We start from the raw sequence: 13,692 nt of genomic DNA on the forward strand, positions 1-13,692 counted from the left end.
GGCGGCAAAACTTATGGTTTTATGCCAATAAATCGAAACAGAACGTCACAAATTAAAACAAAAAGAGGTAAGCATGAGGTTCATCAAAAAGGCCCTGCCCTTTGCAGTTGTAATGGTTCTGGCCGGCTGTGGTGGCAATGACGCGGAAACCACCTCGCAACCCTCCGAAGGCACAAACAGCAGAGCGGACTCCGAACAGGACACGGTTGCTGACCAGGGCGCTATCCGGGTCCTTTCAAACCGCCCGGACCTGATTAATGGTGGTGATGCGCTGATAGAGATAGATTTGCCGGAAACCAACGGCGCAAGGGTTCAACTGAATGGAAAAGACATCACCGATACCCTGATGGCCATGGAAAACGGTGTGCTCCGTGGACTGATCACCGGCCTGATGCTGGGTGAGAACGAAGTCAAGGTTATTCCAGGCAAGGGACGTGTGTTGCGAGAAACCATCATCAACCACCCCAAGGGTGGTCCCGTATTCTCAGGCCCCCAGGTCCAACCCTGGAACTGCACCAACGGCAACGCCCTGGACGACAAGTGCAATCAGCCAGCGGAATTCGAGCTGAAGTATGTGCCACAGTCGAAGTTTGACCTGTTTGCAGAAAACTTTGACCCGCAGTCACCGGGATTGCCGGGAGCCTTCCTGCCCTATGATCCCGAGAACCCGCCGCCTGACGAGGACATCGCCCAGGTCACGACCGATGAAGGCGTCACTGTGCCCTACATCGTCAGGGTGGAGACTGGCGTCATAAACCGGGACCGCTACCAGATCATGTCGCTGTTCCAGCCGGATCAGGCATGGACAGCACTGTCGCCCCAGGAACAGTGGAACGGCAAGATACTGATCCACCACGGCGGCAATGTCGGTGTCAGCTACGGCATGGGGCGGCCGCCCAATGGCGACATCGCAGGTACGGCGCCAGAGGGAGCAGAAACCCTGCTCGGTGACAGCATCTCGGTCGCCCTTGCCCGCGGGTTTGTCACCCTGTCCACCGCCCAGGCCAATCTTGGTCATAACGTTAATCTGGTGACTGCAGCGGAATCCCTGGTGATGTCCAAGGAGCACATCGTAGAGCAGTATGGCCCGGTGCGTTATACCATCGGCACTGGCTGTTCCGGCGGGGCCATCGCCCAGCAGCACATTGCCAACGCCTATCCCGGTATCTACCAGGGCCTGATCGTGCAATGCTCCTATCCGGACGTGTGGACCACAGCAACCCAGTTCGCCGATTACAACCTGCTGAATGAATACCTCGGCAACCAGGTCTCCGAGGACCCACAAGATCTCCTGGCCTTTGTAGAAAGCCTGCTCACCTCGCCTGTCCTCGCGGTTCAGTGGCCGGCCCTTTACGGCCATTTGCCGCTCAATCCCATCGTTTCCGACATGGCCTTCTTTCCCTCCGCGGAACCGGATCAGGAGAACTGCCCGGGTCTGGCTGGTCAGGCCGAGGTGTATGACCCGGAGACCCGCCCCGACGGCCTGCGCTGCGGTCTGATTGATTACATGTCCAGTCAGTTTGGCGAGCGCCTGCCACAAGCCTGGTCCCCCAATGAACAACTGCTGTCACGGGGATTCACCGGCATCCCGCTGGACAACACCGGCGTGCAGTATGGTCTGAAAGCTCTGCAGGAGGGTGTCATCACGGGTGACCAGTTTCTGGCAGTCAACCGCGACATAGGCGGTCTCGACATCGACATCAACTACCAGCCGGAACGCACTGTCGCCGACCCTGAGGCACTGGAAAACGCCTACCGCACCGGCGCAATCAATACCGCTGAGAATCTCGCTAACGTACCCATCATTGATCTTCGCGGCCCGGACCCCGGCATTGCCCATGATGCCTTCCACTCCTGGCAGGTACGGGCGAGACTGGAAGAGACTCAGGGCCACGCGCGCAATCACGTGATCTGGTACGGAGCCTTCCCCCTGGCGGGCGACTCGATCTTTACCACCGAAGCTCTGCTGGTGATGGATCAGTGGCTCGCGAGTATGGAATCGGATCAGCAAGAGACGCCGGTACCCCACAAAGTCATTGCCAACAAGCCAGTCACCGCAAGGGACCGATGCCTGTCTCTGTCAGCTCCATTCTCGGAAGAAGGCCCGAAGGCTCCCTACACCGGCAACCTGCTTTATCCTGAGCCGCAAGTGCAAGGACTGGAGTCAGACCAGATTCCCACTCTTCCTGCCGAACTGGGACAGATTCTCGATGTTGCCACCGGACAGGTCTGTGGCCTGAACCTGGGCGAACTTGGGTTGCCGGACATTATTACTGACCCGCTCAAGCCCATTACCAACGAGGTGGTGGAAGCCCAGAAACTGGTGGTCCAGACCCGGTTCGGAACACCGCGCACCGTCGCAGGGGACTCCATTACGACATTGAACAATAAATGCCAGCTCAAACCCGTGGACCCGGCGGACTATCCGGTGAACATTCTCAACGGCGTGTACACCTCCGAAGGCTTCGCGCAGAAAGTTGCTGAAATTTTTCCGGACGGCGTCTGCGACTACAGTCACCCGCCTGTCGGCCAGGGGCCTACATTGACCTGGTTGCAGTACGGCGATGAACAGACGGTCAGAACCGGCGGCGAGCCGCTACCCGGGAGCACCGGAAAGGTCGCGGGATGGGCTTCACCGGCATTCGGGGTAGACCTGAGCCCGAGATCCGACCTTTAGTCCCGGATATGTGCTCTCATGATGTATCCTGTACATCATGAGAGCCGACAAGAAACAACGCCGCAAACTGGAAAAACAACTCACTGAAGCCACGTCCTATGAGCAGTGGTACGCCATTGCCGAGCAACTGGACGAGATGGAGGGCTCGCTGACCTGGCGAGAGGAAGCAGGCTGCGAGCTTCTGCACGAATCACTCATTCGCGAACACATCGACGCCATGGTGCGCTGTCGTAAAAAAGGTGACACCCGTGGCCTGACCCGCGTGCTACAGGAAAGTCTCTACCGTCACCTCGGCGAAATCGCCAATCCGGACCTGTACGCCATTGCCTGGACGGGCACCAAGCACCTGGTTACTGAATTCCTGGATGAAGTCGAGCGTTCCATGAACTTCATCTGCGACCACGACATGCCGGGGGTTACCGAAGAACAGAAGCTCCGCCTGTTCCTGGACGCCGAGCGGGTTTACGGTCGCCCTGCCCTGATGCTCAGTGGCGGTGCCGCTTTCGGCGTTTACCATATAGGTGTGACCCGCGCACTCTGGCAGCAGGGCCTGCTCCCGGACGTCATTGCCGGGTCAAGTATGGGGGCCATCGTGGCCGGTGCCATCTGCACCCGGAATAATCAGGAGCTTGAGCGGTTTTTCAACGAACCCGGCGAAATCCACCTGGACGCCTTCCGCTGGCTCGAACCCAGCCGTATCTGGCGGAAACGCCATGCGATGGACCAGTCACAACTGCTCCATCATATTCACACCAACATTGGCAGCACCAGCTTCCGCGAAGCGGCAGAACACAGCGGGCGCACCCTGAATATCTCGGTGTCCCCTACCCGAACCCGGCAGAAACCAAGACTGCTGAACAGCCTGGCATCGCCGGAAGTCCTGGTGGATTCGGCCATCCTCGCATCCTGCGCAGTACCCGGCATCTACCCGCCGGTAACGCTACAGGCCCGGGATAACGAAAAAGGGAGAAACGGGAAAAAACCCTATATGCCGACGGAGCGATGGATTGACGGCAGTGTGCACGGAGACCTCCCCCTGATGCGCATGGCGCGGCTCCACAATGTGAACCGCACCATTGTCAGCCAGGCCAACCCCCATGTGTTGCCGTTTATCAGCCATCACCACCAGCGCGGGCCCGGCGCATCCGCCAAACAGGCGGCGGCTTCGATGATGCACGCCCAGGTGGCCACTACCCTGAATCTGACCCGTAACAGCTGGTCGTCATCCATCCTGCGGCCATTACTGGAACAGGCCCATGCCATGGCCACACAGACGTATCTGGGGGATATCAACATACAGTTCCCGTTCCGGCCGTTGCTGTACCGCAAGATACTCACCAATCCCGGCCGTGAAGACCTGGCGATGTTTATCCGCCTTGGCGAACAGGCCACCTGGCCACGCATGGCCATGATCCGCGACCAGACACGAATCAGCCGCACCTTCAGCGACTGTATCGCACGGCTGAAAAAGGCCTGCGCCGCCAACGACAACATCCCGGAGTAGCGCCTTGCAGACCACCCGGATCAAAGGACTGACCATTGCCGCTCTGGGCGTGCTGTTTATCGTACCCGACGCTCTACTGGTCAAGATTACCTCGGTAGACCCGGTGGTATTCCTGTTCTGGCGTGGCCTGTTGCTGGCCGTCAGCTTTCTTGTGATCAGCTGGGCGAGATACCGTTCCCGCCTGACTACAGAAATCAGGCGCTGCGGCTGGAAAGGCATGTTCTGCGCGGGCGCCTTCGCGGTCAGTACGCTCGGCTTCGTGGTGGGCATGAAAAACACCGCTGCTGGCAACGTCCTGGTTATCCTCAATACCGCTCCGGTACTCGCCGCCCTGATCGCATGGCTGGTCTGGAGGGAAACCCTGCCCTGGAGGACGTGGGTGGTCATCCTGGTGTGCGTGACCGGTGCAACCTTCATGGCCATCGGTGAATGGGGCAAAGGCGACCCGTTGGGGCTGATGATGGCTGGTATTGCCGCCATAGCCCTTGCCTCCAACCTCAATGTGGCCCGTTCCCGGCCCGACTGCGATATGAGCGTAATGCTGATGTTTGGTGCCCTGGCGTTGGCCATTGTAGCGGCGTTTATGGGTGGAGCCGAAACTCTCTCAGCAAGGGACGGTTTTTTCATTGCCCTGCTCTGCCTGGTCTTCCTGCCGACAGCCTGCATCCTCATCCAGATTGGCCCCCGCTACATTCCCGCGGCGGAAGTCAGTCTGATGCTGCTGCTGGAAACCGTGCTGGGGTCCTTCCTGGTGTGGCTGTTCCTGGGCGAAGTGCCACCGGACCTCAGCCTGATTGGTGGCGTGATTGTGTTCTCGGCACTGGCGACCCACGGCTGGCTGGAAGTGAAGCGCTACAGGAAAGCACGGGCGCTAGTTGATTAACCTCGATCCGGCGCGCGAAGATACGCGCTGATGAACCACAAGGAACTGCTGCCATGACAACCGTACCCAAGCTCACTGACGCACTGCTAACCCTGGAAAACCGCGTAGCTACCCTCACCCTGAACCGCCACGATCTACGTAATGCACTGACCGGCTCAAGCCTGATCGAAGACATCGTGACCACCGCGGAGTGGGTAAACCAGTGTGACGAAGTATCGGTACTGGTGATTACCGGCGCCGGTTCCGCCTTCAGTGCCGGCGGCAACATCCGCGACATGGCCAACCGCAGCGGCGATTTCGCCGGCGATGTGGCCGAGTGCGCAGACCGCTACCGCAAAGGTATCCAGCGCATCCCCCTGGCCCTGCAGGGCGTGGAAGTACCGATCATCGCCGCTGTAAACGGTCCCGCCATTGGCGCTGGTTTCGACCTGGCCAACATGGCCGACATCCGCGTCGCCTCGGAAAACGCAAGATTCGGCGAAACCTTCCTAAACCTCGGCATCATTCCCGGCGACGGTGGTGCCTGGTTCATGCAGCGCCTGATTGGCTACCAGCGAGCCTTCGAACTGACGCTCACAGGCCGGATCATTGATGCAACAGAAGCCAAAGAGCTTGGCATTGTCCTGGAAGTGGTGCCGGCTGAGGAATTGCTCAATGCGGTAAATACCATGGCAAGTCGCATTGCCAGCCAACCACCGAAAGCTACACGGCTAACCAAGCGCCTGATGAAAATGGCGCCGCGAATGGACCTGAAAGATTTTCTGGATGTGTGCGCAAATTTTCAGGGCATGTGCCACAACGAGCCGGAGCACCTGGAGGCGGTGAATCGTATGTTGGAGGCTATGGCCAGGAAGTGAACGTGTGTGGATCCGATCACCTTGTGCCCGCGAAATGGAAAGCGATTTCGCCATTGCTTGCGGCAAACTCGATTTTCCCCTCACCTTCAAGATCTGGTGAAGTGAAAGTGCCGACGCCAAGGTAATCCCCATCTCTTTCTTCGCCTGTCGATTTCGCCAGATCACTGCAACCGGACGATTCGTAGGAGAGTTCATAGACATTGATTTCAGCAACCGGAATCGTGATCTGGCCCTTGATAATGCACCCTCTGTCTACTCCGTTTATCCCGCCGTCGACATCTACGGTAATTTGAGGGTCTGACCCGTTAGCTTCGTATATGCCTGCAATCTGATTAAAACTCAGACTCTGATCACTCACTCCGGCATCCCGATTAATCTCGGTATTATCTACAATGCCTCCGGTATAAAGAATCGCAGACTCATTTGAAACGACGCTGCCCGCGATACTCCCCGTAAAACGATACCATTTCTCAAAGAGGTCGTATTCAATCGCGGCCCCCTCAATTTCGGGGCCGTCAAGAGTCAGAGTGCCCAAAACAATGCTGGCATCCCGCGAAGGATCCGAATCGGTATCCAGGATAAACGTGAAATTGCCGGTCGCGCTTAATAACATGAAACCATCGACAGATGGCGTGTCATCTGTGTAATTCACCCGACCCAAAAAAGCACCGGCTTTGAGTGTCGCATCCTCTCCTACGAAGAACTCCTTCACTCCTTCTCCCACAAAGTCGTCACTTCCACTTGAAGTATCCTCAGGCGTTTCGTCAACGGAACTACCAGTATTTACAACGGTAGTACCACTAGAGCCCCCACCACCGCAGGCGGCCAGTGCAAGTGTGGCGAAGAGTAGGGGAAATCTTGATAACGTGTTTCGGGGCAGTTTGAACATCCTGTTTCCTTATTATTAGATTTGGCTTATATCCACGGGTAATCAGAGTCTGGCCTGGGCGGTCTGCAAGTTCTGTACGGTATCTAACATAGTAGGAAGCTGATGGCAGAGATCCGGGCAGGCAGATGGTTCGGGGGGAGGGGCCGGACCGGGAGAATAGTGTCGTAAGATATGGTGCCCGGAGCCGGAATCGAACCGGCACGACCTAACGGTCGAGAGATTTTAAGTCTCTTGTGTCTACCTATTCCACCATCCGGGCATTCGGAGGGAGATTTGAGGTGCAGGATTGTATAAGGCCGCGTTCGGTAACGCAATTCAGAATCTGCCTCTCCTTCAATCGTAAATTCAGGCCTGCGCGGGTTTCACTGCCCTGCCCTTGTAGATATAACCGGCAATCTTCGGTGCTTTGGGCACGTAAAGGTTCTCCAGTTCCACAATCTCGAAGCCGGCATGCCGGATCAGGTCGGCGATATGGCGGTTCAGGTGGCAGCCGCCGGCAATTTTCTTCCAGCCGGGTGTGATCCGGTGTTGCCACTTGCGGGTGCTGTCGTCGGGGGATTCGCCGTGCTCCAGGAACAGGAGCTCGCCACCTGGTTTAAGCACTCGCCACATCTGCTGCAGTGCAGCGTGCCAGTCCGGGATGGTGCACAGGGTGAAGGTAAGCAGAACGGTGTCCACGGAGTGATCGTCCAGAGGTATTTTCTCTCCCGGGAGGTCCAGCCACTCCACCCTGATGGGCGATCGGCTTAGGTTGCGTTGTGCTTTGCGCCGCATGCCCTCTGAGGGCTCAAGGCCATAGACCATGTCAACGTTGTCCGGGTTGTAAAACTCCATGTTGATGGCGGAGCCCATGCCAACTTCAAGCACCCGGCCCCTGGCCTGGGGCACTACCTGGCCGCGAAGTTTCATCACCTGGCCCATTGAGCAGGCACGGTCTATGATGTGGGGCAGTATCCGATTCTCGTAAAAGCTCATTGGCCTTACCATAATTGTTTTATATCAAGGGGTGCGACAATCTGCCCTATCGGCTTTGTCGGGATTTTTAGTAGCATGACAATTATCTGCCGGTAATAACAACATGACAATATGAGCTGAGGCAGCGACTGGACGGGTTCGCTGGGCCCGTTTGTTATGATGCAGACGTTACCGGGGGGTTCCAATGGAACTAGATCCGCTTATCCTATCGCGAATCCAGTTCGCGTTCGTGGTGTCATTTCACGCCATTTTTCCGGTGTTTACCATCGGCCTTGCCTCTTTCATCGCTGTGCTCGAGGCCCTGGCCTTCAAAACGCAGAACCCCGCATGGGTAAAACTCTCTGCCTTCTGGACCAAGGTGTTCGCCGTGGTATTTGGAATGGGGGTGGTATCGGGCATTGTCATGTCGTTCCAGTTTGGTACCAACTGGAGCAACTTTGCCCAGGCATCCGCCAATTTTCTGGGGCCCATGCTGAGTTACGAGGTGGTCACGGCCTTCTTCCTGGAGGCGGCATTCCTGGGTGTCTTGTTATTCGGGCGCGATAAGGTGCCTGCTGGAGTGCACCTGTTTGCAGCTATCATGGTGGCAACCGGTACTTTTATTTCCTCTTTCTGGATACTGTCCGCTAACAGCTGGATGCATACCCCTGCCGGTATCGATTTCCGTGATGGTGTGTTCTACGTAACTTCCTGGAGTGAGGCGATATTCAACCCCTCTTTCCCCTATCGCTTTACCCATATGGTTCTGGCGTCATTCCTGACCGGATCATTTGTGGTCGCCGGTGTCAGTGCCTGGTACCTGCTTTGCAAACGTGAAGTTGAAGCCAACCGCCGCGCCCTGTCCATGAGCCTGTGGCTGATTCTGATTGTTGCTCCGACACAGGCGGTTGTAGGCGACTTCCATGGTCTGAATACGCTGGAGCACCAGCCCATGAAGGTGGCTGCCATGGAGGGCAACTGGAACACCTCCCGCAATGTGCCGCTGCTTTTGTTTGCTATTCCGGATCAGGCGAGCCAGACCAACCATTTCGAGGTGGGTATCCCCAGCCTTGCAAGCTTCATTCTTACCCACGAATGGGATGGTGAAGTACCCGGGCTGAATGAAGTTGCGGTGGAGGAGCAGCCACCGGTCGCTGTCGTCTTCTGGTCCTTCAGGGTGATGGTAGGTCTGGGCCTGTTGATGATCCTGTTCGCAGTGGCGGGGCTTGTGCTCCGGGCCGGCGGCCGCTACTGGCAGACACCCTGGTTCCTGCAAGGCCTGAGGTTCATGAGCCTGACACCGTTTGTTGCGGTGCTGGCAGGCTGGTTTGTCACGGAAATCGGCCGCGCCCCCTGGCTGGTGCAGGGGCTTATGAGCCATAGCGAAGCAGTCACTCCCTCCCTGACCGGAGGTATGGCTCTGTTTTCACTGATCGGCTACATCGTTGTGTATGCCCTGGTGTTCAGTGCCGGCGTCTATTATCTGATGCGGGTTCTGTATGTAGGAATGGAAAACGAGGAGATTGACAGGGAGTACGAGGCAGACCGGCCAAAACGCCCCTTCTCTGCCGCCCACGTGCCATTCGATATTGATGACAACAGCACTCACAAGCCACTGAATCAGGGAGGTCACTGATTATGGAACTGTTGGATCTGGTCCTGATCTGGGCATTTATTATTGGCTTTGGCGTCATCATGTATGTAGTGATGGATGGCTTTGACCTGGGCATGGGCATACTCTTTCCGTTCGCGCCAACCGAAGAAGACAGGGACACCATGATGAATTCCGTGGCACCGGTCTGGGACGGTAACGAGACCTGGCTTGTGCTGGGCGGAGCCGGCCTACTGGCTGCGTTTCCTCTGGTCTATTCCACCATTCTGCCGGCGTTGTATATTGGTGTATTCCTGTTGCTGGCAGGCCTCATATTCCGGGGCGTAGCGTTCGAGTTCCGCTTCAAGGCCAGGTCTTCGCGCTATCTCTGGAACTGGGCCTTTGCCGGTGGCTCCACGGTGGCTGCCTTCGCACAGGGTGCAGTGGTGGGTTCCTATATTGAGGGTTACGAAATTACCGACGGGGTCTATACCGGCGGAGCGCTGGATTGGCTGACGCCATTCACCGTATTGACCGGTTTCGGTCTGCTTGCGGGCTATGCCCTGCTGGGTTCTACCTGGCTGATCATGAAGACCGAGGGGCGGCTGCAGGAATGGGCCTACCGAATCACCATCCCCCTGTTGCTTGCCGTATTGGCAGTGTTTGCCATTATCAGCGTCTGGACACCGTTCGTGGATGAGATGGTGAAAGATCGCTGGTTCTCCACCATCACCGTTATCTGGGTATTGCCGGCCCTTGCCCTGCTGTGTGCTTTCCAGGTGTACCGGTCAGTGCGGAACCGCTTTGAGGGCATGCCCTTCGTGGCCACGCTGGGGTTGTTCATATTTACCTACCTCGGGCTGATCGTCAGTCGCTGGCCCTATGTGGTGCCGCCGGATATTACCATCTGGGACGCCGCATCGGCCCCGGAATCACAGTTGTTCCTGTTAATCGGGCTGGTGTTTGTCATTCCCGTGGTGCTTGCCTATACCGCCTGGACCTACTGGGTCTTCCGGGGCAAGGTTCGTGCCGGCGAGGGTTACCACTAAGTGGCAGACCAGGCGACTGCCCGTCAATGGTTAGGCGGGCTTGCAGCCCACGGCCGTCCGTTGATACTGGCGACAGTCTCTGCGGGTGTTGTGGTGGGGGTTGCGACCGTTGCACAGATGGCTTTCCTGGCGGGCATTGTCCACCGGGGAATCGTTGGGCAGGTGCCGGTTGAACAGCTTTCACTGCTGTTCACCGGCGCGGTTGCAGCCATATTCATCAGAGGTGTAGCTCAGGGGTTCCAGGCCCGGTTTGCCGCCCGTTGCAGCCGCAAGGTTCGCAGTGAAGTGCGTCACCAGCTAAACCGCTGCTGGCGGGCAACGGGGCCGGTCGCCATGGGCCAGGTATCCGCAGGTATACTTGCCCGCGAGTGGGTTGATCATACCGATGCCCTGCATGGATATTTCGCCCGCTTCCTGCCTCAGATGATTCTGGCCGTGATCGTGCCGCTGCTGATTCTGGCTGTGGTGTTCTCGCTGGACTGGCTGGCCGGTATATTCCTGTTACTTTCCGCCCCTCTGATCCCCCTGTTCATGGCTCTGGTGGGTATGGGGGCGGAAAAGCTCAACCAGCAGCATTTTCAGACCATTGGCCGGCTTTCGGGTCAGTTCCTGGACAAGGTCCGGGGCCTGACAACCCTGCAGCTGTTCGGCCAGACCGGGCCCGCCGCCGACACCCTGCGCAAACGCTCGGATGACTATCGCCGGGTGACCATGAAAACCCTCAGGATTGCCTTTCTGTCTTCGGCCGTACTGGAGTTCTTTTCGTCGGTGGCAATCGCCGTGGTGGCGATCTACATCGGTTTTGGCCTGTTGGGCTATATCTCCTACGGGCCTTCCGATGATCTCACACTGTTCTCGGGTTTGCTGGTGCTGTTGCTGGCTCCGGAGTTTTTCCAGCCCCTGCGCCTGCTGTCCCAGCACTATCATGACCGGGCGGCCGCCATGGGCGCTGGTGCTGAGATTGTGGAGCGGCTTCACGGCAATAATGGGGCGAAGCGCCCGCGCCCTGGGACACACCAGCGGCAATCCCCGGATGGCATTGTCGTGCGGGACCTGACCCTCGCCTACGATGCCGGGAGGCCGGTACTGGACCGGGTCTCGCTGGATATCCGAAAGGGCGATGTCATTGCCCTCACCGGCCCATCCGGCGGCGGCAAGTCGTCTTTGCTTTACCTGTTGGCAGGCTTCATGCGGCCGGATCAGGGCACCATCTCGGTACTTGGCGCAGCGCCCGGTGAGCACTGCTTCGGCTGGCTGGGGCAATCGCCATTTCTGGTGCACGGCACCTGGGCCGATAACCTTCGCCTGACCACCCCGGATGCAACCGATGTCGCCATTGAGACGGCATTGCATCAGGTCGGCCTCAGGGGCCTGGTCAATAGCCGGGCACAGGGTATTTATAGCGGGATTACAGAGGATGGTCAGGGCCTGTCCGGCGGCCAGGCCCGCAGACTGAGCCTGGCCAGGGTGTTTGTCGCCAACTATGACCTCATCCTGCTGGACGAGCCCACAGCCGGGCTGGACAGCGACAGTGAGATTTTCATTCTCGAAGCGCTCCATAAGCTTGCCCTGGCGGGTAAGACACTGATTTTTGCCACCCACCACCAGGCACTACTTACCCTGGCAAACCGCACCCTTCTGGTCACCGGGGGACGTGTTCATGATGCGTGATCTGTGGCCCTGGCTTGCTCTCATATTCCGGCGCCCCGGACGTCTTGTTGTGGGTGGCCTGCTGATACTGGCCACCCTGCTCGCCGGCATGGGGTTGCTGGCGCTGTCAGGCTGGTTTATTACCGCTACCGCCCTCACCGGCCTTCTGTTGGCCGCCGGTATCCAGGCATCTCTGAACCTGTATGTGCCAGGCGGGGGAATACGTTTCTTTGCCGTCGCCCGCACGGTCGCGCGCTATGCAGAACGGGTTTACAACCACGACACCGTACTGCGCCTGCTGACGGATATCCGGGTGGCGCTTTTCCAACGGCTCTGTCTTACCGCGCGACATCGCAGAAACCTCCTGAGAGGCCCCCAATGGCTCTCCAGGCTGACTAACGATGTCGATGCCCTCGATACCCTTTATCTTCGCCTGATAGCGCCAACAGCCCTGGCAGCGCTGGTGACGGCCATGCTGGTGCTGGCTGCCTGGCTGGTTTACAGCCAGCATCTCGCCATAGGTCTTGCGATGACACTCATACCGGCTTTTCTGGTAGCAACTGTGTTGGTTTACCTGCGCACCCGCCATCTGGTTTACCGGCAAACAGACGCTCGCGAACGCGTCCGCACGGACGTTATTGAGCATATTGAAGGCTTTGCGGAACTGACCGCGGCAGGTCGCACTGGCAAACACGCCGCGCTCTGCCTGCGCCAGGCCGACCAGATTGCCCGCAACGATTCCCGGGCGGATACCCGCACCGGATGGAACCTGGGGTTGGCCCAGGTCATGGTTAACCTTTCTGTGGTGCTGGCCCTGTGGATGGGGCTTCAGTTATTCCAGCAGGGACAGATCAGTGGGCCTGTAGCCGTGTTACTGCCCGTAGCCCTGCTGGGGTTACTGGAAGTCTACTCGATGCTGCCTGACGCGTTTGCCAGGCTGGGCGGAACACTCGCCTCCGCAGCAAGGCTTAATCGGGATTGTTCGGTTGGTCAGCCTCTGGAACCGACCGCCCGGCAGCAACCGATTGAAGACGCAAATGCACTGGAACTCCAGCAGATTACCATCCGGTTCGGAGTGCACACACCGGTCATCAGCCGTTTTGATCTCAAGGTTCACACCGGTGAATGGGTTGGCATTATTGGCAGCTCCGGCGCTGGCAAATCCTCTCTGGCTGATGTCATGGCCGGGCTTGAACAGCCCGCTTCCGGAAGCGTCCGCAGTCATCAGGCACCGGCGTATCTCACGCAACAGACGGTGCTGTTTGAGGACACCCTGAAGGCGAACCTCCAGTTAGGCAAGCCGGGTGTCACTGATGCGGAGCTGTGGCGGGTTCTTGAACTGGTAGCTATGGCCGATCGTTTCACTCATGAACCGGCGCAACTGAATACCTGGCTGGGTTCAATGGGCAGTCAGCTATCCGGTGGTGAAGCCCGGCGTATCGCGCTTGCCCGGGTCCTCCTTAGCGAGTCCCCGATACTGATTCTGGATGAACCGTTTACCGGTGTGGACGCGAACACCCGAGACACGGTCGCAGCCGGGATGAAACGTTGGCTGGCAGGAAAAACCGTGATTGCACTGGGACACGCGCCGGAGGCCTTCCCGGCCCCCGACCGGACCATACGGCTCAACTGACCCTG

General features: G+C 58.1%; 10 protein-coding genes and 1 tRNA gene. 8 read left to right on the top strand and 3 right to left on the bottom strand.

What is annotated here, in order from left to right:
• The first annotated feature begins 73 nt into the window (after positions 1-73).
• From QPM17_RS00230 to QPM17_RS00245, 4 genes are read left to right on the top strand one after another with little or no spacing between them, the layout of a single operon-like run.
• Complete coding sequence (locus QPM17_RS00230; protein ID WP_285387745.1) at positions 74-2,677, top strand: DUF6351 family protein; 2,604 nt, start codon at positions 74-76, stop codon at positions 2,675-2,677.
• A gap of 37 nt (positions 2,678-2,714) precedes the next feature.
• Positions 2,715-4,181: a patatin-like phospholipase family protein gene (locus QPM17_RS00235; protein WP_285387747.1), complete on the top strand. Its 1,467-nt coding sequence runs from the start codon at positions 2,715-2,717 to the stop codon at positions 4,179-4,181.
• Positions 4,182-4,185: 4 nt separating this feature from the next.
• Complete coding sequence (locus QPM17_RS00240) at positions 4,186-5,064, top strand: DMT family transporter (protein ID WP_285387749.1); 879 nt, start codon at positions 4,186-4,188, stop codon at positions 5,062-5,064.
• A gap of 53 nt (positions 5,065-5,117) precedes the next feature.
• Positions 5,118-5,921: an enoyl-CoA hydratase-related protein gene (locus QPM17_RS00245; RefSeq protein WP_285387751.1), complete on the top strand. Its 804-nt coding sequence runs from the start codon at positions 5,118-5,120 to the stop codon at positions 5,919-5,921.
• A 16-nt stretch (positions 5,922-5,937) separates the two neighbouring features.
• Here QPM17_RS00245 and QPM17_RS00250 read toward each other — a convergent pair whose 3' ends face one another.
• The 3 genes from QPM17_RS00250 to QPM17_RS00260 form a co-directional block, all read right to left on the bottom strand.
• The gene (locus QPM17_RS00250) at positions 5,938-6,810 is read right to left on the bottom strand and encodes a hypothetical protein (RefSeq protein WP_285387753.1); all 873 of its coding nucleotides are present in this window, start codon (positions 6,808-6,810) and stop codon (positions 5,938-5,940) included.
• Between the two features lie 172 nt (positions 6,811-6,982).
• A tRNA-Leu gene (locus QPM17_RS00255) sits at positions 6,983-7,069 on the bottom strand.
• Between the two features lie 86 nt (positions 7,070-7,155).
• Positions 7,156-7,785: a class I SAM-dependent methyltransferase gene (locus QPM17_RS00260; protein WP_285387755.1), complete on the bottom strand. Its 630-nt coding sequence runs from the start codon at positions 7,783-7,785 to the stop codon at positions 7,156-7,158.
• A 184-nt stretch (positions 7,786-7,969) separates the two neighbouring features.
• On the opposite strand from QPM17_RS00260, the gene QPM17_RS00265 reads away from it, so the two are divergent.
• Genes QPM17_RS00265 through cydC form a run of 4 tightly spaced genes read left to right on the top strand, consistent with a single transcriptional unit; the run spans position 7,970 to position 13,687 of the window.
• Entirely contained in the window at positions 7,970-9,400 is a 1,431-nt protein-coding gene (locus QPM17_RS00265) for a cytochrome ubiquinol oxidase subunit I (RefSeq protein WP_285387756.1), read from the top strand.
• Positions 9,401-9,402: 2 nt separating this feature from the next.
• Positions 9,403-10,404, top strand: a complete 1,002-nt coding sequence (gene cydB / locus QPM17_RS00270; protein WP_285387757.1) for a cytochrome d ubiquinol oxidase subunit II — start codon at positions 9,403-9,405, stop codon at positions 10,402-10,404.
• Positions 10,405-12,075, top strand: a complete 1,671-nt coding sequence (gene cydD / locus QPM17_RS00275) for a thiol reductant ABC exporter subunit CydD (RefSeq protein WP_285387758.1) — start codon at positions 10,405-10,407, stop codon at positions 12,073-12,075. It abuts the gene before it with no gap.
• The gene (gene cydC, locus QPM17_RS00280; RefSeq protein ID WP_285387760.1) at positions 12,065-13,687 is read left to right on the top strand and encodes a thiol reductant ABC exporter subunit CydC; all 1,623 of its coding nucleotides are present in this window, start codon (positions 12,065-12,067) and stop codon (positions 13,685-13,687) included. Before cydD ends, cydC begins: the two co-directional genes overlap by 11 nt.
• The last annotated feature ends 5 nt before the right edge of the window (positions 13,688-13,692 follow it).

It is taken from the genome of Marinobacter azerbaijanicus, assembly GCF_030250645.1.
In the GTDB taxonomy this organism is placed as follows: domain Bacteria; phylum Pseudomonadota; class Gammaproteobacteria; order Pseudomonadales; family Oleiphilaceae; genus Marinobacter; species Marinobacter azerbaijanicus.

Excerpts from the sequence above, each read along its gene's own strand:
- QPM17_RS00245 (WP_285387751.1), top strand. The coding sequence starts at position 5,118 with ATGACAACCGTACCCAAGCTCACTGACGCACTGCTAACCCTGGAAAAC.
- QPM17_RS00260 (WP_285387755.1), bottom strand. The coding sequence starts at position 7,785 with ATGAGCTTTTACGAGAATCGGATACTGCCCCACATCATAGACCGTGCC.
- QPM17_RS00230 (WP_285387745.1), top strand. The coding sequence starts at position 74 with ATGAGGTTCATCAAAAAGGCCCTGCCCTTTGCAGTTGTAATGGTTCTG.
- cydC (WP_285387760.1), top strand. The coding sequence starts at position 12,065 with ATGATGCGTGATCTGTGGCCCTGGCTTGCTCTCATATTCCGGCGCCCC.
- QPM17_RS00235 (WP_285387747.1), top strand. The coding sequence starts at position 2,715 with ATGAGAGCCGACAAGAAACAACGCCGCAAACTGGAAAAACAACTCACT.
- QPM17_RS00265 (WP_285387756.1), top strand. The coding sequence starts at position 7,970 with ATGGAACTAGATCCGCTTATCCTATCGCGAATCCAGTTCGCGTTCGTG.
- cydB (WP_285387757.1), top strand. The coding sequence starts at position 9,403 with ATGGAACTGTTGGATCTGGTCCTGATCTGGGCATTTATTATTGGCTTT.
- QPM17_RS00250 (WP_285387753.1), bottom strand. The coding sequence starts at position 6,810 with ATGTTCAAACTGCCCCGAAACACGTTATCAAGATTTCCCCTACTCTTC.